Here is a 22,450-nt window from a genome sequence, read left to right on the forward strand (position 1 = left end):
CTTGTTCTGTCTCCGTCCTGTCTATCGCAAGACGGCGGATTTTTTTCACTCGATTGTATCCAGAGTGGGTCCGCAGATTATGCGCAGAGGGTTTTGAATACTTCAAGCCCCAAGACCCATAATATGCCATTCATTTTTCTCAACATCGCAACTTTGTCAGACAATAGACTACTCATGCAAATCAATGGCTTGATTACACGCTGTTTTTTATACTTTCGACATGCCGACATGTGAAATGCTATTAGCTGATCCGAGCAAATTTCATGGCAAAAACCCGCGCCGCCACCGCGCCAGCCTTACATATCATCGCCCCCTGATTTGCAGAAAGCGCGATGGATTTCCATTCACATTAAAAAATCGCACCAAATGAAAAAAGCCGCCCATAGGCGGCTTTTCAAGCGTTTTTTCCCGTCAGTCCAGCAAACGCCAGCCTATCTGTTCCCCGGCGCGCAGCGGCACCAGCGCGTCGCCCGGATACGGCAGCTCGGCCGGCACGGTCCAGCTTTCCCTGGCCAGGGTGATGCGCCCGCCGTTGGCCGGCAAGCCGTAGAAGGCCGGGCCGTTCAGGCTGGCGAAAGCCTCCAGCTTGTCCAGCGCGCCGGCGGCTTCGAAGGCTTCGGCGTAAAGTTCGATCGCCGCGTTGGCGGTGTACATGCCGGCGCAGCCGCAGGCCGCCTCCTTGGCGCCCTTGGCGTGCGGCGCGCTGTCAGTGCCGAGGAAGAACTTGGCCGAGCCGGAAGTGGCCGCTTTCACCAGCGCCTGGCGGTGTTGCTCGCGCTTGAGCACCGGCAGGCAATAATGGTGCGGCCGGATGCCGCCGACGAACAGCGCGTTGCGGTTCATCAGCAGGTGATGGGCGGTAATGGTGGCGGCCACATTGGCCGGCGCGGCGGCGACGAATTCGGCCGCCTCGCGGGTGGTGATGTGCTCGAACACCACCTTCAAATTCGGCAGTTTGGCCAGCAGCGGCTTCATCACCCGTTCGATGAACACCGCCTCGCGGTCGAACACGTCGATGTCGGCGTCGGTCACCTCGCCGTGCACCAACAGCGGCATGCCGACTTCGGCCATCGCCTGCAGCGCCGGCATCGCCTGGGCGATGTCGGTGACGCCGTGGTCGGAATTGGTGGTGGCGCCGGCAGGATACAGCTTGACGCCATGGACGAAGCCGCAGGCCTTGGCCTTGCGGATTTCATCGGCGCTGGTCTTGTCGGTCAGATACAGCGTCATCAGCGGTTCGAAGGCGCTGCCGGCCGGGCGCGCGGCCAGGATGCGCTCGCGGTAGGCGGCGGCGGCGGCCACCGTGGTGACCGGCGGCTTCAGGTTGGGCATCACGATGGCGCGGCCCATCTGGCGACAGGTGTCGGGCAGCACCGCGGCCAGCGCGGCGTCGTCGCGCAGGTGCAGGTGCCAATCATCGGGGCGGATCAGGGTGAGTGTCTGCATGGTCGGGGCTTGGCGTGGCTAGAGATAAAAGAATGGCGACGGGAACACCGTCGCCAGGCATGCTTATTTGCGTTTGAGCACCATCCGGAACTTGCCCTCGCCGGTGGTGGTCGATTCGAGCAGGCCGTTGCCGGTCTGGCGGCAAAACGCCTCGAAGTCCTTGGGCGCGCCGGGATCGGTGGCGATCACCTCCAGCACGGCGCCGCTCGCCATATCGGCCAGCGCCTTCTTCGCGCGCAGGATGGGCAGCGGGCAATTGAGGCCGGAAAGATCAATCTGCTTGTCGGGAGTCATGGGCCGGTGTCCTGAGCCATATCGCGTTACAATGAATGGGGTATGGGCCCGCGCGCTGCGGCGGGCCTTCTGGCCGTATAGTTTACGCCAGTCGTCAAGCCTTCCCCAAATCGGTCTTCACTATGTGCATCATCGCTTTTGCCTACAAGACGCCGGGCATGGGCCAGCTGGCCCTCTTGGCCAACCGCGACGAATACTACGCCCGCCCGTCGGCGCCGCTGGACTGGTGGCCGGAGTACCCGCATACGCTGGGCGGCCGCGACCTGCAATCCGGCGGCAGCTGGATGATGGTCGACGGACGCAACCGCTTCGCCGCCATCACCAACTTCCGCGACGGTTTTCCGGCCAAGGCCGAGCGCTCGCGCGGCGAACTGGTGGAGCGCTTCGTCAGCGGCGACGACGACGCCTTCGCTTTTGCCGACTGGCTGCGCGCCGAGCATCACCGCTACGCGCCGTTCAATCTGCTGTTCGGCCATACCTCCGACCTGTTCTTCTTCCACAGCCGCACCGCGCAGATCGCCCGCGTCACGCCCGGCATCCACACGCTGTCCAACGCCACGCTGGATACGCCGTGGTTCAAGAGCCAGCGGCTGGCCGAATACCTGCGCGAATTCCAGCGGGTGCCCAACGAAGACCAGGCCTACGCGGCGCTGTCCGACCCCACCCCGGCCGGCCCCGGCCAGCTGCCCAACACCCGTATCGGCCTGGCGCTGGAAAAAACCTTGTCGCCGATCTTCATCCAGGGCCGCGATTACGGCACCCGCGCCTCGATGTTGCTGACGGTGTCCAGCCGCGGCGACATCGCCTTTTCCGAATTGAGCTGGGGCCTGGCCGGCCGCGAAACCGGCCGCCGCCATTACAACCTGCGCGCCGGCACGGCGCGCTGATCCGGAGCATCGAACTTGAAAGCATTCCTCACCCTGCCGGCCGCGCTGGCCTTGTGCCTGAGCCTGCCGGCGCTGGCCGACAACGACAGGATCAAGAAAAACATCACCTTCGAGGACGAAAAAGCCTGGGAGGAGCAAGCCTACGCGCTGCCCGACTACCCGCAAGCCGCCGACTGGGTGGAAGTGAAGCCTGACTGGCTGCAGAGCAACCGTTTCTTCGTCGATGGCAAAACGCTGAGCGTGGGCCAGGACGGCGTGGTGCGCTACATCAGCAAGGTGCTCAGCCCCAACGGCGTGGAAAACCTCAGCGTGGAAGGCATTCTGTGCAAGGACGCCCGCTACCGCGCCTACGGCTTCGGCGACAGCGTCAACCACCGCTGGATCGAGCCGATGCGGCCCATATGGCAGGACATCGTCTATGGCGACAAGCTCAGGCGCGAACTGCGCGAACTGCTGTGCCCGTCGCACAGCGCGCCGCGCGACGCCGCCGAAGCGCTGAAGTCGCTGCGCAAGGGTTCCTGAGGCGGCCGCGAATGCGGATGGATGATGTTCTAGAATGAATCATCTGTCCTTGCATTTGCGTAAGCGCCGATGGATCAGCAAACCCAACAGGAAAATCGCGAAAGGGAGTGGGTCAGGCGATTGCTCGAGCAAAAAGGCATGCATCCGCTCGAACTGAAGTCGCTGAAAACCCCCGCTCCCGATGTCGGCGTGCGGTTGCCAGACGGCCGCCTGCTGGCGATAGAAGTCACCGAGGTGCTGGCCGGCGAGCATGTCCGGCGCACCGCCAAAAAGAAGGAAGCCCATCTCGCCCGCCAGGCGGCGGTGGGCATTTATTCGATGTTCGCGCTGCCGGCCAACGCCAGCGACGTCGCCTGCCGCATCGAGGCCAAGGTGGGCAAGGACTACCATGTGCCGCCCGGGCACCAGCTGCAATTGCTGCTGGCCGCCAGCACCTTCGAACACGGCGCCGTGGCGGCCACCCTGCTGCTGTATGTGTCGGTGCAGGAGCTGAACCAGCTCACCCACGACATGCTGGCGCGCTCGCGCTACCAGCACGTCTATTTGCATCTGCAGTCCGGCCGCGGCCTCTACGAGTGGAACCGCCGCCAGCGCTGGCATGAAATCCATCCGCCGGTGTTCGATGCCGGCGGCGCGCCCGGCCCGCAGGAGCTGGATCCGCAGACCGGCAAGTAATCGCTCAGTCCGGCGCCCGCCAGCTGCCGCTCTTGCCGCCGTCTTTCTCCAGCAGCCGCACGCCGCCGATCTCCATGCCGCGGTCCACCGCCTTGCACATGTCGTAGATGGTCAACAGGCCGACATTGACCGCGGTCAGCGCCTCCATCTCCACCCCGGTCTGGCCGTTGCATTCGGCGGTCACCTCGATCCGCACCGCGGACTCGGCATCCAGCAGCGCGAAATCCACCGCCAGCCGCGTCAGCGCGATCGGATGGCACAGCGGGATCAGGTCCCAGGTTTTCTTGGCCGCCATGATGGCGGCGACGCGGGCGATGCCCAGCACGTCGCCCTTCTTGTGGCCGCCGCCCTTCACCAGCGCAAAGGTGGCCGGCAGCATGCGGATGACGCCCTCTGCCACCGCGCGGCGGGCGGTGGCCGCCTTGGCGCCGACATCCACCATGTGGGCCTGGCCGCCGTCATCGAAATGCGTGAGTCGGGTCATAACGAATCCTTCAAATGAAAACGCCCGCGGCGCTCAACGCAGCAGGCAGAAAATCAGCCAGAAACAGGACACAATGATCAACAGGCCGGCGCTCCAGCGGACGATGGCCAGCACCCGGCGCAGATGGCGTCTGTCGTGGGTGAGGGCGAAGCACAACAGCGCCCAGCCTATGGCCAGGATGGTCGCCAGCAGCCACAGCCGCCAGAAGCCGAACATGCTTATTCCTGCGGCGGCAGCAAGTGGAAGCTGGACGGCGCGTCCAGCGGGTCGTCGAAGCTGACGTACTCCCAGGCCTCCGGCGTCGCCAGCAGCTTGCGCAGCAGCTTGTTGTTCATCGCGTGGCCGGACTTGTGGCCGGAGAAGGCGGCGATCAGCGGATGGCCGACGATGTACAGGTCGCCGATGGCGTCCAGCAGCTTGTGGCGGACGAACTCGTCCGGGAAGCGCAGGCCCTCTGGATTGAGCACGTACTCGTCATCGATCACGATGGCGTTGTCCAGGCTGCCGCCGCGGCCCAGGCCGTGGTTGCGCATGTATTCCAGCTCGTGCATGAAGCCGAAGGTGCGGGCGCGGCTGATTTCGTCTAGGTAGGAATGGCGGGCGAAATCCACCTCCACCGTCTGCGGCGCGCGATTGAACGCCGGGTGGTTGAACACGATGGCGAGCTTGGCCTTGAAGCCTTCGTGCGGGTCCAGCCGGACCCACACGTCGCCTTCTTCCACCATCACGCTCTGTTTGACGCGGATGAAACGCTTTTTCTTGGGCTGATCCACCACCCCGGCCGTCTGCAGCAGATAGAGGAAAGGCGCGGCGGAACCATCCATGATGGGCATTTCCGCCGCCGTCACCTCGACGACCAGGTTGTCGATGCCGAAGCCGGCAAACGCCGACATCAGATGCTCGATCGTGCCGACACGCACGCCGGTGTCCGTCACCAGCGTGGAGGAGAGGCGCGTGTCGTTGACGAGCGAGGGATCCACCTTCACGTCGACCGGCTCGGGCAAGTCGGTGCGGCGGAAGACGATGCCGGTATCGGGCGGCGCCGGCAGCAGGGTGAGCTTCACCCGCTCGCCGGAATGCAGACCGACGCCCGTGGCGCTGATCGCTTGCTTCAGCGTGCGCTGCAGTATCATTTCAGGCTACTCAACCAGACGGGAAAACCCGATTCTAGCATAGCGGCAAGCTATGCTTTATTGATTGATTCGCTTGCAAGAATAGCGTTTCTCTATCCTGTCTCTCCGCTTAGTCGGCCTGCTTGCGCAGGAAGGCCGGGATGTCGTAGCTCTCGCTCACTTCCGGATTGGAGAAGTCCAGCGACGGCGACGAGCGGCGGCGGCCGGTGCGCATGATGGCCGGCGCGTCCAGGTCTTCGTAGTTGACCATTTCCACCGCGCGGTCGTCGGTGCCGGTCTTGACGATCTTGATGTACTCCGGACGCTCTTCGTTGCGGGCGGACTTCTTCTGGCCGAGGCCGGTGGCGATCAGCGTCACGCGGATGGTGTCTTCCGGCATGTCCTCCACTTCGGCGGTGCCGAACTTGATCTGCGCCTCTTCGTCGGCGTACTGGCGGACGATGCCCATGATCTCGCGGTACTCGCTCATCTTCAGGCAGCCCGGCGCGGTGGAGATGTTCACCAGCACGCCGCGCGCGCCTTCCAGCGTGATGTTGTCGAGCAGCGGGCTGGCCACCGCCTGTTCGGCCGCCACGCGGGCGCGGTCGATGCCGGAGGCGTAGGCGGAGCCCATCATCGCCAGGCCCATTTCGCACATCACGGTGCGCACGTCGGCGAAGTCGACGTTGATCAGGCCCGGGCAAGTGATGACTTCGGCGATGCCGGCCACCGCGCCCTTGAGCACGTCATCGGCGGCGCGGAACGCCTCGCGCATGGTGACGTCCTCGCCCAGGACTTCCATCAGCTTCTCGTTGGGGATCACGATCAGCGAATCGACGTGTTTCTTCAGGTCTTCGATGCCGTTCTGCGCCACTTTCATGCGCTTGCCTTCGTGCTCGAACGGACGGGTGACCACGCCTACGGTCAGGATGCCCATTTCCTTGGCCACTTCGGCGACAACAGGCGCCGCGCCGGTGCCGGTGCCGCCGCCCATGCCGGCGGTGACGAACACCATATTGGAGCCGCGCAGCATCTCGGCGATGCGTTCGCGGTCTTCCAGCGCCGCGCTGCGGCCCACTTCCGGATTGGCGCCGGCGCCCAGGCCGCGCGTCAGGTTGGTGCCCAGCTGCAGCTTCTGCGGCGCGCGGTTGCGCTGCAGCGACTGCGCGTCGGTGTTGGCGCAGATGAACTCCACGCCGTGCACATTGCCGGTGATCATGTTGTCGATGGCGTTGCAACCGCCGCCGCCGACGCCGATCACCTTGATCACGGCCGTGGTGGCCGTTTCCTGCATCACTTCGAATACCATTCCGCTCATTTTCCTCTCCTCAACATAAGATGAGCCACTAACCGTGTTTACTACGCCCGAATCATCGCGCCGCCGCCCATGCGGCCGGCGCTTTCCCGCCATTTAGAAGTTCCCGGCGAACCAGGCCTTCATCTTGCCGAACAATTGCCCCACGCCGGCCGACTCGGCCTTGCTGTGCGGGCCGGCATAACCCTGGATCTGGTCCTTGCCGTACAACAGCAGGCCGACGCCGGTGGAGAAGCGCGGCGTCTTCACCACTTCCGCCAGGCCGCCTACATACTTGGGCACGCCGACGCGCACCGGCAGGTGGAACACCTCTTCGGCCAGCTCCACCATGCCCGGCATCAGGCTGGCGCCGCCGGTCAACACCATGCCGGACGACAGCAGCTCCTCGAAGCCGCTGCGGCGCAGCTCCTGCTGCACCAGTTGGAACAGCTCTTCCACCCGCGGCTCGATCACTTCGGCCAGCGTCGCGCGCGACATCTGGCGCGGACCGCGCTCGCCGACGCCGGGCACTTCTATCATCTGCGCCGGATCGGCCATCGCGACCAGCGACACGCCGTGCTGGATCTTGATGTCCTCGGCTTCCTTGGTCGGGGTGCGCAAGGCCATCGCGATGTCGTTGGTGATCTGGTCGCCGGCGATCGGAATCACCGCGGTGTGGCGGATCGCGCCGCCCACGTACACGGCGATGTCGGTGGTGCCGCCGCCGATGTCGATCAGGCACACGCCCAGGTCTTTTTCGTCTTCCGACAACACGGCGATGGCCGAGGCCATCGGCTGCAGCACCAGGTCGGACACTTCCAGGCCGCAGCGGCGCACGCACTTGGTCACGTTCTGCGCGGCGGACACCGCGCCGGTGACGATGTGCACCTTGGCTTCCAGCCGCACGCCGCTCATGCCCAAGGGCTCGCGCACGCCTTCCTGGCCGTCGATGCTGTATTCCTGGGTCAGGATGTGCAGCACCTGGTGGTCGGGCGGAATGGTCACCGCGCGCGCGGTTTCGATCACGCGGTCGATGTCCATCTTGGTGACTTCTCGATCCTTGATCGCCACCATGCCGTGCGAGTTCACACTCTTGATGTGGCTGCCGGCGATGCCGACGAACACCTCGTGAATCTTGCAGTCGGCCATCAGCTCGGCTTCTTCCAGCGCGCGCTGGATCGCCTGCACGGTGGACTCGATGTTCACCACCATGCCGCGCTTCAAGCCGCGCGACGGCGTGTGTCCCATGCCGACGATGTTAAGCTGGCCGTCTTCCAGCACCTCGGCGACGATCGCCACGATCTTAGAGGTGCCGATGTCCAGGCCGACCAGCATGTTCTTGCTTTCCTTTGGTTTGCTCACCTGTCGCTCCAACGCCTAATCACTTGTTTCCCTTTACCGGCGGCGCCTTGTAATCGGGCATCCGCACGGCGAATCCGTTTGGATAGCGCAGATCGACGTATTCGATGTGATACGGCAACCGCGCCAATTCGCTCTTCCAGTAGGTGGCGAAACGTTCCGCCCTCGCCACCACGTCATTTCTGCCCAGCTCCAGCTGCAGCTGGTTGTCCAACACCACCTTCCACGCCCGCCGCGACGACAGCCACAGCTCGCGCGGCGCCAGGCCCGACGGCTGCAAGGACTGACGCATCTGCGTCAGCATCGCCGTCATGTCCTTCTCAGCGCCGGCCGGACCGTAAAACACCGGCAGCTTGGCGTCGCTGGCGGCGTCGAAACGCTCGCCGCGGGTGTTGACCAGGCCGTTTTCTCCCCAGCGCGCCAGCGCCACATGCTCCTCCACGGTGATGTCCAGCGCGTCCGGCCAGCGCCGCCTCACCTGCGCGTCGCGCACCCACGGCAATTTGCCGAAAGCCGCGCGCGTCTTGTCGATGTCCAGCGTGAAGAAGGTACCGGCCAGTTCATGCTCCGCGATGAACTTCAGCTGCTCGGCCGTCACCCGGTTCATATCCCCCTGGATGCGTATCTTCTTCACCGGGAATACCGGCGCGTGCGTCAGCCAGAATCCCCCCGCGTACAGCAACATCAGCGCTGCAGCGCCCAGCATCAGATTGGCCAGGCTCCGGAGCAGCCGATGGTTATCCCACATGCACCGTATCCAATACCTTCAGGCACAAGTCTTCGTAAGCGATGCCCTCGGCCCGCGCCGCCATCGGCACCAGGCTGTGGCTGGTCATGCCCGGGCTGGTATTCGCTTCCAGCAGGTAGATCTCGCCCGCTTCATCCATCAGGAAGTCCACCCGGCTCCAGCCGCGGCAACCCAATACCTTGAACGCCTTCAGCGCCAATTCGCGCGCCTTCGCTTCCACTTCCGGCGCGAGGCCGGACGGGCAGCGGTAGACCGTGTCGTCGCGGAAGTACTTGGCCTGGTAGTCGTAGTACTCGGTGGCCGGTTCGATCTTGATGGTCGGGTAAGCCACGTCGCCGATTACCGCGCAGGTGTACTCGCCGCCGCCGATGAACTGCTCGGCGATCACCACCGCGTCGTACTTGCGCGCTTCCGCAAACGCCGCGCGCAACTCGCCCGGCTGCTTGACCTTGGTCACGCCTATGCTCGAGCCCTCGCTGGACGGCTTGACGAAGATCGGCAGGCCCAGCCGCTTTTCGATGGCGTCGAAATCGCTGTCTTCATCCAGCAGCTCGAAAGCCGGAATCGGCAGGCCGGCGCCCTTCCACAACAGCTTGGTGCGCCACTTGTCCATGGCGATGGCCGAGGCCATCACGCCGCAGCCGGTATACGGCATGCCCAGCGCTTCCAGCGCGCCCTGCAGCGTGCCATCCTCGCCGAACGGGCCGTGCAGGATGTTGAACACGCAAGCGAAACCTTCTTCCTTCAAGGCCGCCAGCGGCTTTTCCGCCGGATCGAACCCGTGGGCGTCCACGCCCTTGGCCAGCAATGCCGAGAGCACGCCGGCGCCGCTCATCAGCGACACTTCGCGCTCGGACGAGCGACCGCCCATCAACACCGCCACCTTGCCGTACTGCTTCATCTATCTACCCTCAACAGGCCCGCGCCTGCGGCGCGAGCGGAAAATCCCTGGTCAAACCAGCGCCAGCACCTTGCCCGGCACCGCGCCCACCGACCCCGCGCCCATGGTCACCACAACATCGCCGTCGCGGGCGGCATCGACGATGGCCTGCGGCAGATCGGCGATGCTCTCGACGAACAGCGGCTCTACCTTGCCGCCCACCCGCACCGCCCGCGCCAGCGCGCGGCCGTCGGCGGCGACGATGGGCGCTTCGCCGGCGGCGTACACCTCACCCAACAGCAGCGCGTCGACTCCGGACAGCACTTTGACGAAGTCTTCGAACAGATCGCGGGTGCGGGTGTAGCGGTGCGGCTGGAAAGCCAACAACAGGCGGCGGCCCGGGAAGGCGCCGCGCACCGCGGCCAGCGTGGCCGCCATTTCCACCGGGTGGTGGCCGTAATCGTCCACCAGCGTGAAGCTACCGCCGTCCTTGGCCTTCACCTCGCCGTAGCGCTGGAAGCGGCGGCCGACGCCGGCGAATTCCGCCAGGCCTTGCTGGATGGCTTCGATGCTGGCGCCGCACTCCAGGCCGATGGCGATCGCCGACAAGGCGTTCAGCACGTTGTGGCGGCCCGGCAGGTTCAACACCAGCGGGAAGCGGGTGATGGTGCCGTTCTTCACCACCACGTCGAAATGCATCTGGCCGGCCGCCGCGCGCACGTTTTCGGCGTAGATGTCGGCGGAATCGTCGAGGCCGTAGGTGGTCACCGGCTTGGTGATGCGCTCCTTGATCTCACGCACGTTCGGGTCGTCCACGCACAGCACCGCGCGGCCGTAGAACGGCATCCGCTGCAGGAAATCGACGAAAGCCTGCTTCAGCTTGTCGAAGCTGTGGTCGTAGGTGTCCATGTGGTCAGCGTCGATATTGGTCACCACCGCCATCACCGGGGACAGGTGCAGGAAGGAGGCGTCCGACTCGTCGGCCTCGGCCACCAGAAATTCGCCCAAGCCCAGCTTGGCGTTGGTGCCGGCGGCGGTCAGCTTGCCGCCGATGACGAAGGTCGGGTCCAGGCCGGCCGCGCCCAGCACCGACGCGGTCAGGCTGGTGGTGGTGGTCTTGCCGTGGGTGCCGGCGATGGCGATGCCCTGCTTGAAGCGCATCAGCTCGGCCAGCATCATCGCGCGCGGGATCACCGGGATGCGCTTGTCGCGCGCCGCCAGCACTTCCGGGTTGTCGGCCTTCACCGCGGTGGACGTCACCACCACGTCGGCGCCTTCGATATAAGTGGCGTCGTGGCCGAAGAACACGCGCACGCCTTCCGCCGCCAGCCGCTTGGTGGTGGCGCCGTCGGCCATGTCGGAGCCGGACACGGTATAGCCCAGGCCGTGCAGCACCTCGGCGATGCCGCACATGCCGACGCCGCCTATGCCGACGAAATGTATGTGTTTGACCCTGTGTTTCATGTCTGTGTCTCTACTGGGACGCTTCTACGGCGTCCGGTCTATCCCCGGCCAGCTGCTGGCACAGGTCGGCCACCCGGCCGGCCGCGCCGGAGCGGGCCAGCGCGCGCGCGCGCCCGGCCTTTTCCAGCAACTGGTCTCTGTCCAAACTCGCCAGCAGGCCCGCGAGCCCGTCGGCGTTCAATTCCTTCTGCGGCAGATGCCAGGCCGCGCCGGCCTCGGCCATCCACTCGGCGTTGTCGCGCTGATGGCCGGTGGTGGACACCACCAGCGGCACCAGCACGCTAGGCACGCCGGCCGCGCACAATTCGCTGACCGTGATCGCGCCGGCGCGGCAAATCACCAGATCGCACTCGGCCAGGCGCTTCGGCATGTCGTCGACGAAGGGCAGCAGCTCCACTTGCTCGCGCAGGCCCGCTGCTTGATAAGCCGCCTCGACCGCGGCGAAATTGGCCTCGCCGGTCTGGTGCGTCAGTTGCGGCCGCTTGTCGGCCGGCAACTTGGCCATCGCCTGCGGCAGCGTTTCGTTCAATATTTTCGCGCCCAGGCTCCCGCCCACCACCAGCACTTTCAGCGGACCGCTGCGGCCGGCGAAGCGCTCGGCCGGCGGCGCGATGTTCTCGATCTCGCCGCGCACCGGATTGCCGGTGACCAGCGCCTTGGCCTGCCGCGCGGCGCTGCCGTCGAAACCGCAGGCCAGCTTGCTGGCGAACGGCAGCAGCGCCTTGTTGCTGAGCAGCAGGCCGGCGTCGGCGTTGACCAGCACCAGCGGCTTCCACAGCAGAGCCGCCGCCGCGCCGCCGGGCAGGCAGACATAGCCGCCCATCCCCAGCACCGCGTCCGGCCGATGGCGCAGCATCAGCGCCAGGCTGCGGACAAACGCGGCCGCCAGTTGCGCCGCGCCCTTGAGCGAGCCCAGCAGGCCCTTGCCGCGCACGCCATGGAAATTCAGCTTTTCCAACGGGATGCCGGACGGCGGCACCAGCTTGTTCTCCATCCCGCGGCTGGTGCCCAGCCACACCACTTTCCAGCCGCGCTGTTGCAGCTCTTTGGCCACGGCGAGGCCGGGGACGATGTGTCCGCCCGTGCCTGCCGCCATCACCATGACCGTGCGATTCGCCATTTCTATCCGTTCCGTTAAATCTTGTTGCCGCGCATCATGCGCCGGTTCTTGCTTCGCCCTTCGGGCTCGCAGAAACCAAAGGACACGGCGCCAAGGCGCCTGGAAAGGCTTGCAGCCTTTCTTTATGCGGGGCTAAACCTTATAGCCCCGCATAATCCTTCGGTTTTCGTAGTCCACCCGCAGCAGCACCGCCACCGCGATCAAATTCATCAGCATCGCCGAACCGCCGAACGACATCAGCGGCAGCGTCAAACCCTTGGTCGGCAACAGGCCCATGTTCACCCCGATGTTGAAGAACACCTGGATGCCCAGCCAAATGCCTATGCCCTGCGCCACCAGCGCCTGGTAGTAGCGCTCCAGCTTTTTCGACTCCACGCCGATATGGAAAGCGCGGCGCACGATCCAGGCATACAGGCCGACCACCACGCAGATGCCGGCGAAGCCGAACTCCTCGGCGATCACCGCCATGATGAAGTCGGTGTGCGCCTCCGGCAGGTAGAACAGCTTTTCGATGCTGCCGCCCAAGCCCACGCCAAACCATTCTCCACGTCCGATCGCGATCAGCGAGTGACTCAGCTGATAACCCTTGCCATAGGGATCGTCCCACGGGTCCATGAAGCCCAGCACCCGCTTCAGCCGGTACGGCGAGGAAATGATCAACACCACGATCGCGCCCACCGCCATCACCGCCAGCCCGGAGAAGATGCGCATATTGATGCCGCCGAGAAACAGCAGGCCCATCGCGATGCTCATCACCACCATCAGCGCGCCGAAGTCCGGCTCGCGCAGCAGCAGGAAAGCCACCACCACCATCGCCATGAACATCGGCAGAAAACCTTCCTTGATGCTGTGCAACAGGTGGCTCTTGCGCACCGTGTAGTCAGCCGCGTACAGCACCACCGCGAACTTCATCACCTCCGACGGCTGCAGATTCAGCACCAGCAGGTTGATCCAGCGCCGCGAACCGTTCACCACCTTGCCGATGCCGGGAATCAGCACCAGCACCAGCATCACCAAGCCGATCAGGAAGATCTTCCCCGAATACTTCTGCCAGAAGCCGGTGGGGATCTGGAACGCCATGTACGCCGCCGCCAGGCCGATCACCATGAATACCACGTGGCGGATCAGGTAGAAGTAGCGGTTCTGCGTCGCCGCGTCGGCTTCCGCGTAGGCGATAGACGCCGAATACACCATCACCAGGCTGATCGACAGCAACAGCGCCAGCGCCCAGGCCAGCGCTTCGTCCAACGGGGTGATCGCCACGTAATGGCGCGCCGGGTTGCGGTTCATCGCCGCTCCGCCTTCAGCGCCGCGACGGTGTCGATGAACACCTGGGCGCGGTGCGCGTAGTTGCGGAACATGTCCAGGCTGGCGCAGGCCGGCGACAGCAGCACCACGTCGCCCGGCCGGGCCAAAGCCGCCGCGCGGCGCGTGGCCGCCTCCAGCGTGTCGAAGCGTTCCACCGCGACGCCGCTGCCTTCCAGCGCAGCCTCGATGCGGCCGGCGTCGCGGCCGATCAGCAACGCCGCGCGCGCCGCGCGCCGGCAAGCCGCCTTCAGCGGCGCGAAATCCTGCCCCTTGCCGTCGCCGCCGGCGATCAACACCACCGGACGGGTCATGCCGTCCAGCGCCGCTTCGGTGGCGCCGACATTGGTGCCCTTGGAATCATCGATAAACGCAACACCGTCGAATTCGTCTACCAGCTCCACGCGATGCGCGAGGCCGCGGAAAGTCTTCAGCCCGTCCAGCAGCGTGTTCAGCGGCAGGCCTATGCCCTGGCACAGCGCCAGCGCGGCCAGCGCGTTGGCGGCGTTGTGCAGGCCTTGCAGCTGCATGTCGGCGCAGTCGAACACCGCTTCGCCGGCCACACTCAGCCGGTAGCCGTCGCCGCGCGAGAGCGCGTAGTCGGCCTCGCCCTGCAACGAGAACCACTTCACCTCGTGGCCGGGGCGGACCATGGCGCGTACCAGCGGGTCGTCGCGGTTCAGCACCTGCAGGCCGTCGCCGTTGAACACCGCGGTCTTGGCGTGGGCGTAGTCCAACAGGTCGGCGTAGCGGTCGAGATGGTCCTCGGAAATGTTCAGCACGGTGGCGGCGTCGGCGCGCAGGCTGAAAGTGGACTCCAGCTGGAAGCTGGACAGCTCCAGCACCCAGACGTCCGGCCGCTTGCCGCTTTGCTCGCGCGCAAACTGGGCGTCCAGCACCGCCAGGCCGATATTGCCGGCGACCACGGTATCGAGGCCGGCGGCTTCGCACAAATGGCCGACCAGGCTGGTGACGGTGCTCTTGCCGTTGGAGCCGGAAATGGCGATCACCTTGCTGCCGTCGCCCTGGATCGCTCGCGCCAGCAGTTCGATGTCGCCCACCACCTCGCCGCCGGCGCGGCGGAAGGCGGCGATGGCCGGGTTGGCCAGCGGCACGCCGGGGCTGACCACCAGCAGCTCCATGCCGGCGAAGGTGGCGGCGGTGAACTCGCCGCGCGACACTGGCGTGCCCGGCAGCCAGCGCTCCAGCTCGGCCAGCCGCTCGGCGGACGGATTGGCGTCGACCGCGCTGACACGTGCGCCGTGGGCGGCCAGGTAGCGCGCGGCCGCCAGCCCCGAGCCTCCCAGCCCCACCACCATCACTTGTCGATTGGCGTAATCCATCGTCGCTATCCTCAGCGCAGCTTCAGCGTGGACAGGCCGGCCAGCACCAGCATCATGGTGATAATCCAGAAACGCACCACTACCTGCGTCTCCTTCCAGCCTTTCAATTCAAAATGGTGATGCAGCGGCGCCATGCGGAACACCCGCTTGCCGGTGAGCTTGAACGAGCCGACCTGTATCATCACCGACAGCGCTTCCACCACGAACAGGCCGCCCATGATGAACAGCACCACTTCCTGGCGCACGATCACCGCGACGGTGCCCAGCGCGGCGCCCAGCGCCAGCGCGCCGACATCGCCCATGAACACCTGGGCCGGATAGGCGTTGAACCACAGGAAGCCCAGGCAGGCGCCGCACATCGCCGCGCAGAACACCACCACCTCGTGCGCGCCGGGAATGAAGGGCACGCCCAGATACTTGGAGAACACCGCGTGGCCGGCGGCGTAGGCGAAGATCGACAGGCCGGCCGACACCATCACGGTGGGCAGCGCGGCCAGGCCGTCCAGGCCGTCGGTCAGGTTGACCGAATTGGAGGTGCCGACGATCACCAGGTAGGTCAGCACGCAGAAGCCCACCGCGCCCAGCGGATAGGCGACGGTCTTGAAGAAGGGCACGATGAATTCGGTGGACGCCGGCAGCTTGGCGGTGGCGATCAGGAACACGCCGGCGCCGATGGCGATGGCCGACTGCCACGCCATCTTGAACTTGGCGGACACGCCTTTCGGGTCCTTGTACACCACCTTGCGCCAATCGTCGTAAAAGCCCAGCGCGCCGGTGCCCAGCATCACCGCCAGCAGCAGCCACACGTATTTATTGGACAGATCGGCCCACAGCAGCGTGGTGATGGTGATGGCCAGCAGGATCAGCGAGCCGCCCATGGTCGGCGTGCCGGCCTTGACCAGGTGGGTTTGCGGACCATCGTTGCGCACCGCCTGGCCGACCTTCAATTCGGTCAGCTTGCGGATCACCCACGGCCCCAGCAGCAGCGAAATCGCCAGCGAAGTCAGGGCCGCCATCACCGCGCGCAGCGTGATGTAATTGAAAACATTGAAGGCCCGGATGTGCGAGCCCAACAGATCAGCCAACCAAAGCAGCACCTTATACTCCCTCTGTGTTTGCGTGCATCAGGTGTTCCACCACCCGTTCCATGCGCATGAAGCGCGACCCCTTGACCAGAACGGCGGTACCCGACGCCAGCCGGCTATCCAGGCACTCCAACAACTCGTCAATCGAATCAAAATGCTGCGCGCCGGCGCCGAAAGCGGCGACGGCTCCGCGCGACAGCTCGCCCAGCGCGAAGAGCTGTTCGATGCCGCGCAGGCGCGCATGTTCCCCGACTTCGGCATGCAAGGCCGGCGCGGCCTCGCCCAGCTCGCCGATGTCGCCCATCACGAAACAGCGCGGCCCCGGCTGGCCGGCCAGCACGTCCAGCCCGGCCTTCATCGAATCCGGGTTGGCGTTGTAGCTGTCGTCGATCACGGTCAGGCCGCGCGGACCTTGCTTGATCTGCAGGCGGCCCTTGGCGCCGCCGAAGGCCGCCAGGCCGGCGGCGATGGCCGCCAGCGGCACCTCCAGCGCCAGCGCGACGGCAGCCGCCGCCAGCGCGTTGCGCACGTTGTGCTCGCCCGGAGCCGGCAGCGCGATGTCGATCTCCCCAAGCGGGGAAACCAGCGTGAAGCGGCTTTGCAGCGCATCCATCCGCAGCGCGCGCGCGCCGATCTGGGCGTCCGCGCCCAAGCCGAAGCTCAATTGGCGATGCGGGCCGGCGGCGGCGCGGAACAAGGGCAGATTGGCGTCGTCGGCGTTGACCACCGCCACGCCGCCGTCTTCCAGCCCCTCGAAAATCTCCGCCTTGGCGCGGGCCACTTCAGCGGTGGAGCCGAAATGGCCGAAGTGGGCGCGCATCGCGTTGTTGACCAGCGCCACCCGCGGCCGCGCCAGGCCGGTCAGGTAGCGCAGCTCGCCATGATGGTTCATGCCCATCTCGATCACCGCGTAACGATGCTGCGGCTTCAGCTGCAGCAAGGTCAGCGGCAGGCCGATGTCGTTGTTGAAATTGCCGGCGGTGGCCAGCACGGCGTCCGCGCCGGCGTGCGCGCGCAAAATGGCGGCCAGCATTTCCTTGACCGTGGTCTTGCCGTTGGAGCCGGTGACGCCGACGCGAACCGCGGGCTGGCTGGCGCGCCAGCCGGCGGCCAGGCGGCCCAGCGCCAGCCGGGTGTCGTCGCCGGCCTGGATCAGGCTGGCGCCCGCCAGCTCGAAGCCGTCGCGCACCAGCGCGGCCGCGCCCTTCGCCGTCACTTCGGCGACGAAATCATGGGCGTCGAAACGCTCGCCCTTCAGCGCGACGAACAGATCGCCCGGCTGCGCCAGCCGGCTGTCGGTGATCACGCGCAGCACTTCGCCGTCGGCGCCGCTCAGGCGGCCTTTGGCAAAGTCGGCGGCTTGGCTCAGCGTCATCATGCTTGCTGCCCCCAGGCGGTGAGCGCCTCTTCCGCGACGCGGAAGTCGGAGAACGGCCGCTTGACGCCGGCGACGTCCTGGTATTCCTCATGGCCCTTGCCGGCGATCAGCACCACGTCGCCCACCTTGGCCTGGCTCACCGCCCAGTGGATGGCGGCCTCGCGGTCGGCCTCCACGTGCGCGCGGGCGGCGTCCATGCCGGCCAACACGTCGCGGATGATGGCTTGCGGGTCCTCGCTGCGCGGGTTGTCGCTGGTCAGCACCGCCACGTCGGCGTGTTTCTCGGCGATGGCGCCCATCATCGGACGCTTGCCCGGATCGCGGTCGCCGCCGCAGCCGAATACGCAGAACAGCCGGCCGCCGGCCGGGCGGATTTCGCCCAGCGTCGCCAGCGCCTTCTCCAACGCGTCGGGCGTGTGGGCGTAGTCGATCACCACCAGCGGCTCATGGGTGCCGCCTATGCTCTGCATGCGGCCGCGCGCCGGCTGGATGCGCGCCATCACCGCGGCGGCGTCCTGCAGGCTGACGCCGTTGACGCACAGCGTGGCCAGACAGGCCAGCAGATTGGCGGCGTTGAAGCGGCCGACCAGGCCGGTGCGCACGTCGGTCACGCCCCACGGCGTGGTCACGGTCAGTTGCAGGCCTTCCAGCGTGGCGGCCAGCGCCAGCGGACGGACATCGCCCTGCTCCAGGCCGTAGGTCACCACTTGCGTAATCTTGGGATCGATCTCGGCGGCCAGCTGGCGGCCGAAAGCGTCGTCGGCATTGATCACCGCCTGCTTCAGGCCTTCCCAGAAGAACAGCTTCTTCTTGGATTCGCCGTAAGCCTGCATCGAACCGTGGTAGTCCAGATGGTCGCGGGTCAGGTTGGTGAACACCGCGGTCGCGAAGGCCACGCCGTTGACGCGGAACTGGTCCAGGCCGTGGCTGGACACCTCCATCGTCACCACGTGCGCGCCCTGGCGGCGGTATTCGGCCAGCTTATGCTGCACCGTCACCGGGTCCGGCGTGGTGTGGGTGGTTTCGGTCAGTTGGCCGTAAAAACCGTTGCCGACGGTGCCGATCAACGCCGCTTTGCGGCCCAGCAGCGAAAAGGCCTGCGCCAGCCAGTGCGAAATGGAGGTCTTGCCGTTGGTGCCGGTGATGCCGACCACGGTCAGGTCGCGCGCCGGCTCGCCCAGCACGTGGGCGGCGACGATGCCGGCGCGCTCGCGCAGATTGGGCACCGCCAGGTTGGGCACTTGCCAGGCCGGATTCCAGGCGAAGCCGTCGGCGTCGTCCCACAGCACCGCGGCCGCGCCTTTTTCCAGCGCAGCGGCAATGAAATCGCGGCCATCGGCGAACTCGCCGCGGCAGGCGAGAAATACGTCGCCAGGCAGCACGCGGCGGCTGTCGGCCTCCACTCGCTTGATGGTCAGGCCCAGCTGGTTCAACGCGGCCGGATCCCAGTCCGGCAAGGCGATCAGACGACTCTTCATGGTTCAGAAATCCGCCGGAACGGGGGTCGATTCCGGCAATAAAGTGTTATTGGATGGCTCGTCGGGCGGTACATTGAGCACTCGCAGCGCGCCGCCGGCGACCTGCGAGAACACCGGGGCCGACACCGCGCCGCCGTAATATTTGCCGGCGGAGGGCTCGTCTATCATCACCGCCACGATCACCTTGGGCGCATGGCCGGGCGCGAAGCCCATGAACAGCGCGCGGTGCTTGTTGGCCACATAGGTGCGGCCTTCCAGCTTGCGCGCGGTGCCGCTCTTGGCGCCGATGCTGTAGCCGATGATGCGGCCGCCGACGGCGCCGCCGCCCGGCTGGCTGTTGGCGATCAATAAGTCGCGCATCTCGTGCGCGGTCTTGACGTCGATCACCCGCTTGCCCGGCATCGGGTTGCTGGTCTTGTACAGCGCGATCGGCAGCATCACGCCGTCGTTGGCGAAAATGGTGTAGGCGCGCGCCATCTGGATCAGGCTGACCGACACGCCGTAGCCGAAGGACATCGTCGCCTGCTCGATCGGCCGCCAGTGGTGCCAGTCGCGCAGCCGGCCGCTGGCCTCGCCGGGGAAGCCGGTGTTGGGCGCGCGGCCGAAGCCCAGCGCGTCGTAGTGCTTCCAGAACTCTTCCGGGCTGTTCATCAGCGCGAGCTTGCTGGTGCCGACGTTGGACGACTTCTGGATGATGCCGAGAATGCCCAGGCTGGCCTGCGGCGACACGTCGCGGATGGTGGCCGGGCCTATCATGTAGCTGTGGGTATCCAGCACCGTGTTCAGATTGGCCTTGCCGTGCTCCAGCGCCAGCGCGATCGACAGCGGCTTCATGGTGGAGCCGGGCTCGAACAGATCGATCACGCCGCGGTTGCGCATCATTTCCGGCGTCACGCCGACGCGGTTGTTGGGGTTGAACGACGGGTAGTTGGCCAAGGCCAGCAGTTCGCCGGTATGGGCGTCCAGCACCACCACGCTGCCGGCCTTGGCCTTGTTGGTTTCCACCGCGGCCTTGATCTCGCGGTAGGCCAGGTACTGGATGCGGTGGTCTATCGCCAGCGCCAGCTTCTGGCCGTCGCGCGGCGGCTCGATCGCGGCGACGTCTTCGATGATGTGGCCGCGGCGGTCCTTCAACACCACGCGGCGGCCGTCCTTACCCGCCAGCATCTTTTCGCGGGCAAGCTCGACGCCTTCCTGGCCCTTGCCGTCCACGCCGGTGAAACCGATGATGTGCGACACGATTTCGCCGGCCGGGTAGAAGCGGCGGAACTCCTGCTGCTTGGCGATGCCGGGAATGCCCAGCGCCATCACCTTGTCAGCCTGCTCCGGGCTGATCTGGCGCTTGATGTAGACGAATTCCTTCTTGCGGTCGGACAGCTTGGCCGACAGCTCTTCCGGCGACAGATCCAGCAAGGCGGCCAGTTCGCGCAGCTTGGCCGGCGGCACCGGCTCCATGTCGGCGGGGCTGGCCCAGATGGTCTGCACCGGGGTGCTGATCGCCAACGGCTCGCCGTTGCGGTCGGTGATCACGCCGCGGTTGGCCTCCAGCGTCAGCGCGCGGCGAAAACGGGCCTCGCCCTGGTTCTGCAGGAAGTCCTGCTGCACCACCTGCAGATACATCGCGCGGCAGACCAGCGCGAAAAACAGCAACGCCAGCATCAACAGCACACAGCGCACGCGGGTGCTGGTCATGCGCAGGGACGGACTGGCCGACATCGGCCGCTGACGAACGCTGTAGTTGCTGCCGGCTCGCATCAAATCTTCCCTCCGGGGGATATCACCTGGATCTGGCGCGGATCCGGGGTATGCATGTCAAGACGGGTGGACGCGGCCTTCTCGATCACCGCGTGCGCGCCCCAGGTGCTTTGCTCCAGCTGCAGCTGGCCGTATTCCACCTCCAGCTGCTGCCCGGACTTGGTTTCCTTCTGCAGATCGCTGTAAAGCTTGCGCGACACGTGGGTGGACGTCACCACCGACCAGGCGGAGAAGACGGTCATCGCCAGCAGCATCGCGTTGAGCTTGTTCATGCGTCCGCCTCCCGCCACGGCGCGGCGGTGCGCTCGGCCACGCGCATGATGGCGCTGCGGGCGCGCGGATTCTCGCGCACTTCCTCGTCGCCGGCGCGTATCGCCTTGCCCACCAGGGCGATAGGCGGCTTGGCCATGTCGGCCGCGCGCACCATCGCCCAGGCCGGCAGCTTTTCCTCGCTGCTGACGTCGCGCAGGTACTGCTTGACGATGCGGTCCTCCAGCGAATGGAAGCTGATCACCGCCAGGCGGCCGCGCTCGCCCAGCAGGCGCGCCGCCTGCGGCAGCACCGACTTCAATTCGTCCAGCTCGCGGTTCACAAAGATCCGGATCGCCTGGAAGGTGCGCGTAGCCGGGTCTTGACCCGGTTCCCGAGTACGGACGTTTTGCCCAACGAGCAAAGCGAGCTCGCGCGTGGTCGTGATGGGGTATTCCCCCCGTTGCGCAACAATGGCTGCTGCGATCTTGCGAGCAAACCGCTCTTCACCATAAGTCTTGATCACCTCAGAAATATCGGCCTCGTCGGCCGTTGCCAACCATTCGGCGGCGGTGACGCCGCGAGTGGTATCCATGCGCATGTCCAGCGGCGCGTCGAAACGGAAGCTGAAACCGCGGCTGCCGTCGTCGATCTGCGGCGAGGACACGCCCAGATCCATCAGCACGCCGTCGACGCCGGCCACGCCCAGGCGCGCCAGTTCCGACGACAGCGTCTCGAAGCCGTTGTGAACGATGTTGAAGCGGGAATCCTCCGCCGCCAGCCGGTCGGCGACGGCGATGGCTTCCGGGTCCTTGTCGAAGGCGATCAGCCGGCCGTTCGGGCCAAGCTTCGACAGGATCAAGCGGCTGTGGCCTCCGCGACCGAAGGTGCAGTCGACGTAGACGCCGTCGGGCCGGATGGCCAGCGCGTCGACCGCTTCGGTCAGCAATACCGTGCGATGCACGAAGGTGGGGGTGCTCACAGCGTGAAGTCTCCAAGGTGTTGGGCCAGGTCGGCCTGGTCGATGGCCAGCGCGTCGGCGGTCTGGCTGTCCCATTCCTCGGCATTCCACAATTCGAAGCGGTTGCCCATGCCTACCAGGGCGACGTCCTTGTCCAGCGCGGTCAGTTCGCGCAGGCGGGCCGGCAGCAGCACGCGGCCGGCGGAATCCATTTCCAGGGTTTCGGCGTGGCCAAGCACCAGCCGTTGATAGCGTTTCAGAGTGGGATTGCCGGTGGGAAGGGCAAGCAGGCGGGCCTCGACCGGGCGCCAGTTGGGTTCGGGATACAGCAGCAGGTGGTCTTGGGATTCCAGGGTGACGATCAGCTTGTGGCCAAACGCGGACAGCAGTGTCTCGCGGTGTTTGGCCGGAATAGCCAAACGCCCCTTGCTATCGAGAGACAGGATACTGACGCCACCAATCATGATTTGAACCCGCTGACCGAGAAAACGGAGCCGTCGCCCCGGGGGGCATTTGCCCCACTTTCACCCACTTTATCCCACTTTTCGCCACTATAAGAAAGAACCGCCCCACGGTCAACATAGGAATTCTCTAATTCGCCTTTTGCGACA

Annotated in this window: 23 protein-coding genes; 3 read left to right on the plus strand and 20 right to left on the minus strand. The window is 65.8% G+C overall.

The window, feature by feature from the left end:
- Nucleotides 1–411: 411 nt before the first annotated feature.
- Together pyrC and U6115_RS22390 are read right to left on the minus strand one after the other, a co-directional pair.
- Entirely contained in the window at nucleotides 412–1,446 is a 1,035-nt protein-coding gene (gene pyrC, locus U6115_RS22385) for a dihydroorotase (protein WP_043571793.1), read from the minus strand.
- A gap of 63 nt (nucleotides 1,447–1,509) precedes the next feature.
- Nucleotides 1,510–1,740, minus strand: coding sequence for a sulfurtransferase TusA family protein (locus U6115_RS22390; protein WP_043571791.1), 231 nt, complete (start codon nucleotides 1,738–1,740; stop codon nucleotides 1,510–1,512).
- 122 nt (nucleotides 1,741–1,862) lie between these two features.
- Here U6115_RS22390 and U6115_RS22395 point away from each other — a divergent pair, with 122 nt between their 5' ends.
- The 3 genes from U6115_RS22395 to U6115_RS22405 all read left to right on the plus strand — a co-directional run bounded on the left by U6115_RS22395 (nucleotide 1,863) and on the right by U6115_RS22405 (nucleotide 3,824).
- On the plus strand, nucleotides 1,863–2,627 hold the full coding sequence (locus U6115_RS22395) for an NRDE family protein (protein WP_043571789.1): 765 nt from the start codon (nucleotides 1,863–1,865) through the stop codon (nucleotides 2,625–2,627).
- A 15-nt stretch (nucleotides 2,628–2,642) separates the two neighbouring features.
- Entirely contained in the window at nucleotides 2,643–3,149 is a 507-nt protein-coding gene (locus U6115_RS22400; protein ID WP_043571786.1) for a CNP1-like family protein, read from the plus strand.
- A 138-nt stretch (nucleotides 3,150–3,287) separates the two neighbouring features.
- Nucleotides 3,288–3,824: a hypothetical protein gene (locus tag U6115_RS22405; protein ID WP_043571784.1), complete on the plus strand. Its 537-nt coding sequence runs from the start codon at nucleotides 3,288–3,290 to the stop codon at nucleotides 3,822–3,824.
- A 4-nt stretch (nucleotides 3,825–3,828) separates the two neighbouring features.
- Here the strand turns inward: U6115_RS22405 and moaC are convergent, their stop codons facing one another.
- From moaC to mraZ, 18 genes are all read right to left on the minus strand, one after another.
- Nucleotides 3,829–4,308 carry a cyclic pyranopterin monophosphate synthase MoaC gene (gene moaC / locus U6115_RS22410; RefSeq protein ID WP_043571782.1) on the minus strand — a complete coding sequence of 160 codons (480 nt, stop codon included), beginning with the start codon at nucleotides 4,306–4,308 and terminating at the stop codon, nucleotides 3,829–3,831.
- Between the two features lie 33 nt (nucleotides 4,309–4,341).
- On the minus strand, nucleotides 4,342–4,524 hold the full coding sequence (locus U6115_RS22415) for a hypothetical protein (protein WP_043571780.1): 183 nt from the start codon (nucleotides 4,522–4,524) through the stop codon (nucleotides 4,342–4,344).
- A 2-nt stretch (nucleotides 4,525–4,526) separates the two neighbouring features.
- Complete coding sequence (lpxC, locus tag U6115_RS22420; protein WP_043571973.1) at nucleotides 4,527–5,438, minus strand: UDP-3-O-acyl-N-acetylglucosamine deacetylase; 912 nt, start codon at nucleotides 5,436–5,438, stop codon at nucleotides 4,527–4,529.
- A gap of 112 nt (nucleotides 5,439–5,550) precedes the next feature.
- Complete coding sequence (ftsZ, locus tag U6115_RS22425) at nucleotides 5,551–6,738, minus strand: cell division protein FtsZ (protein ID WP_043571778.1); 1,188 nt, start codon at nucleotides 6,736–6,738, stop codon at nucleotides 5,551–5,553.
- Between the two features lie 93 nt (nucleotides 6,739–6,831).
- A complete protein-coding gene (ftsA, locus tag U6115_RS22430) occupies nucleotides 6,832–8,076 on the minus strand; it encodes a cell division protein FtsA (RefSeq protein WP_043571776.1) in 1,245 nt (414 codons plus the stop codon).
- A gap of 19 nt (nucleotides 8,077–8,095) precedes the next feature.
- On the minus strand, nucleotides 8,096–8,821 hold the full coding sequence (locus tag U6115_RS22435; RefSeq protein WP_043571774.1) for a cell division protein FtsQ/DivIB: 726 nt from the start codon (nucleotides 8,819–8,821) through the stop codon (nucleotides 8,096–8,098).
- Nucleotides 8,811–9,722 (minus strand): D-alanine--D-alanine ligase, encoded by a 912-nt coding sequence (locus tag U6115_RS22440; RefSeq protein WP_043571771.1) that lies wholly within the window; start codon nucleotides 9,720–9,722, stop codon nucleotides 8,811–8,813. The genes U6115_RS22435 and U6115_RS22440 overlap by 11 nt, the downstream gene beginning before the upstream one ends.
- Nucleotides 9,723–9,773: 51 nt before the next feature.
- On the minus strand, nucleotides 9,774–11,165 hold the full coding sequence (gene murC, locus U6115_RS22445) for a UDP-N-acetylmuramate--L-alanine ligase (RefSeq protein WP_043571769.1): 1,392 nt from the start codon (nucleotides 11,163–11,165) through the stop codon (nucleotides 9,774–9,776).
- Nucleotides 11,166–11,175: 10 nt separating this feature from the next.
- Entirely contained in the window at nucleotides 11,176–12,285 is a 1,110-nt protein-coding gene (gene murG, locus U6115_RS22450) for an undecaprenyldiphospho-muramoylpentapeptide beta-N-acetylglucosaminyltransferase (protein WP_043571767.1), read from the minus strand.
- A gap of 132 nt (nucleotides 12,286–12,417) precedes the next feature.
- On the minus strand, nucleotides 12,418–13,575 hold the full coding sequence (gene ftsW, locus U6115_RS22455) for a putative lipid II flippase FtsW (protein WP_047236411.1): 1,158 nt from the start codon (nucleotides 13,573–13,575) through the stop codon (nucleotides 12,418–12,420).
- A complete protein-coding gene (murD, locus tag U6115_RS22460) occupies nucleotides 13,572–14,933 on the minus strand; it encodes a UDP-N-acetylmuramoyl-L-alanine--D-glutamate ligase (protein WP_043571765.1) in 1,362 nt (453 codons plus the stop codon). Before murD ends, ftsW begins: the two co-directional genes overlap by 4 nt.
- 11 nt (nucleotides 14,934–14,944) lie before the next feature.
- Nucleotides 14,945–16,030 carry a phospho-N-acetylmuramoyl-pentapeptide-transferase gene (gene mraY, locus U6115_RS22465; RefSeq protein ID WP_043571763.1) on the minus strand — a complete coding sequence of 362 codons (1,086 nt, stop codon included), beginning with the start codon at nucleotides 16,028–16,030 and terminating at the stop codon, nucleotides 14,945–14,947.
- 1 nt (nucleotide 16,031) lies between these two features.
- Nucleotides 16,032–17,396, minus strand: coding sequence for a UDP-N-acetylmuramoyl-tripeptide--D-alanyl-D-alanine ligase (locus U6115_RS22470; protein ID WP_043571761.1), 1,365 nt, complete (start codon nucleotides 17,394–17,396; stop codon nucleotides 16,032–16,034).
- Nucleotides 17,393–18,874, minus strand: coding sequence for a UDP-N-acetylmuramoyl-L-alanyl-D-glutamate--2,6-diaminopimelate ligase (locus U6115_RS22475; protein WP_043571759.1), 1,482 nt, complete (start codon nucleotides 18,872–18,874; stop codon nucleotides 17,393–17,395). Before U6115_RS22475 ends, U6115_RS22470 begins: the two co-directional genes overlap by 4 nt.
- 3 nt (nucleotides 18,875–18,877) lie before the next feature.
- Nucleotides 18,878–20,629 (minus strand): peptidoglycan D,D-transpeptidase FtsI family protein, encoded by a 1,752-nt coding sequence (locus tag U6115_RS22480; RefSeq protein WP_043571757.1) that lies wholly within the window; start codon nucleotides 20,627–20,629, stop codon nucleotides 18,878–18,880.
- The gene (ftsL, locus tag U6115_RS22485) at nucleotides 20,629–20,901 is read right to left on the minus strand and encodes a cell division protein FtsL (protein WP_043571755.1); all 273 of its coding nucleotides are present in this window, start codon (nucleotides 20,899–20,901) and stop codon (nucleotides 20,629–20,631) included. Before ftsL ends, U6115_RS22480 begins: the two co-directional genes overlap by 1 nt.
- On the minus strand, nucleotides 20,898–21,860 hold the full coding sequence (gene rsmH / locus U6115_RS22490) for a 16S rRNA (cytosine(1402)-N(4))-methyltransferase RsmH (protein ID WP_043571753.1): 963 nt from the start codon (nucleotides 21,858–21,860) through the stop codon (nucleotides 20,898–20,900). Before rsmH ends, ftsL begins: the two co-directional genes overlap by 4 nt.
- Nucleotides 21,857–22,303: a division/cell wall cluster transcriptional repressor MraZ gene (gene mraZ / locus U6115_RS22495; protein WP_043571751.1), complete on the minus strand. Its 447-nt coding sequence runs from the start codon at nucleotides 22,301–22,303 to the stop codon at nucleotides 21,857–21,859. Before mraZ ends, rsmH begins: the two co-directional genes overlap by 4 nt.
- Nucleotides 22,304–22,450 lie beyond the last annotated feature (147 nt).

The organism is Chromobacterium subtsugae, assembly GCF_035919665.1.
Lineage (GTDB): Bacteria > Pseudomonadota > Gammaproteobacteria > Burkholderiales > Chromobacteriaceae > Chromobacterium > Chromobacterium subtsugae.

Bases quoted from the DNA above. Each gene is read 5' to 3' on its own strand.
- pyrC (WP_043571793.1), bottom strand. From the start codon at position 1,446: ATGCAGACACTCACCCTGATCCGCCCCGATGATTGGCACCTGCACCTG.
- U6115_RS22390 (WP_043571791.1), bottom strand. From the start codon at position 1,740: ATGACTCCCGACAAGCAGATTGATCTTTCCGGCCTCAATTGCCCGCTG.
- U6115_RS22395 (WP_043571789.1), top strand. From the start codon at position 1,863: ATGTGCATCATCGCTTTTGCCTACAAGACGCCGGGCATGGGCCAGCTG.
- U6115_RS22405 (WP_043571784.1), top strand. From the start codon at position 3,288: ATGCATCCGCTCGAACTGAAGTCGCTGAAAACCCCCGCTCCCGATGTC.
- moaC (WP_043571782.1), bottom strand. From the start codon at position 4,308: ATGACCCGACTCACGCATTTCGATGACGGCGGCCAGGCCCACATGGTG.
- U6115_RS22415 (WP_043571780.1), bottom strand. From the start codon at position 4,524: ATGTTCGGCTTCTGGCGGCTGTGGCTGCTGGCGACCATCCTGGCCATA.
- ftsZ (WP_043571778.1), bottom strand. From the start codon at position 6,738: ATGAGCGGAATGGTATTCGAAGTGATGCAGGAAACGGCCACCACGGCC.
- U6115_RS22435 (WP_043571774.1), bottom strand. From the start codon at position 8,821: ATGTGGGATAACCATCGGCTGCTCCGGAGCCTGGCCAATCTGATGCTG.
- U6115_RS22440 (WP_043571771.1), bottom strand. From the start codon at position 9,722: ATGAAGCAGTACGGCAAGGTGGCGGTGTTGATGGGCGGTCGCTCGTCC.
- murC (WP_043571769.1), bottom strand. From the start codon at position 11,165: ATGAAACACAGGGTCAAACACATACATTTCGTCGGCATAGGCGGCGTC.
- murG (WP_043571767.1), bottom strand. From the start codon at position 12,285: ATGGCGAATCGCACGGTCATGGTGATGGCGGCAGGCACGGGCGGACAC.
- ftsW (WP_047236411.1), bottom strand. From the start codon at position 13,575: ATGAACCGCAACCCGGCGCGCCATTACGTGGCGATCACCCCGTTGGAC.
- murD (WP_043571765.1), bottom strand. From the start codon at position 14,933: ATGGATTACGCCAATCGACAAGTGATGGTGGTGGGGCTGGGAGGCTCG.
- U6115_RS22470 (WP_043571761.1), bottom strand. From the start codon at position 17,396: ATGATGACGCTGAGCCAAGCCGCCGACTTTGCCAAAGGCCGCCTGAGC.
- U6115_RS22475 (WP_043571759.1), bottom strand. From the start codon at position 18,874: ATGAAGAGTCGTCTGATCGCCTTGCCGGACTGGGATCCGGCCGCGTTG.
- U6115_RS22480 (WP_043571757.1), bottom strand. From the start codon at position 20,629: ATGCGAGCCGGCAGCAACTACAGCGTTCGTCAGCGGCCGATGTCGGCC.
- ftsL (WP_043571755.1), bottom strand. From the start codon at position 20,901: ATGAACAAGCTCAACGCGATGCTGCTGGCGATGACCGTCTTCTCCGCC.
- mraZ (WP_043571751.1), bottom strand. From the start codon at position 22,303: ATGATTGGTGGCGTCAGTATCCTGTCTCTCGATAGCAAGGGGCGTTTG.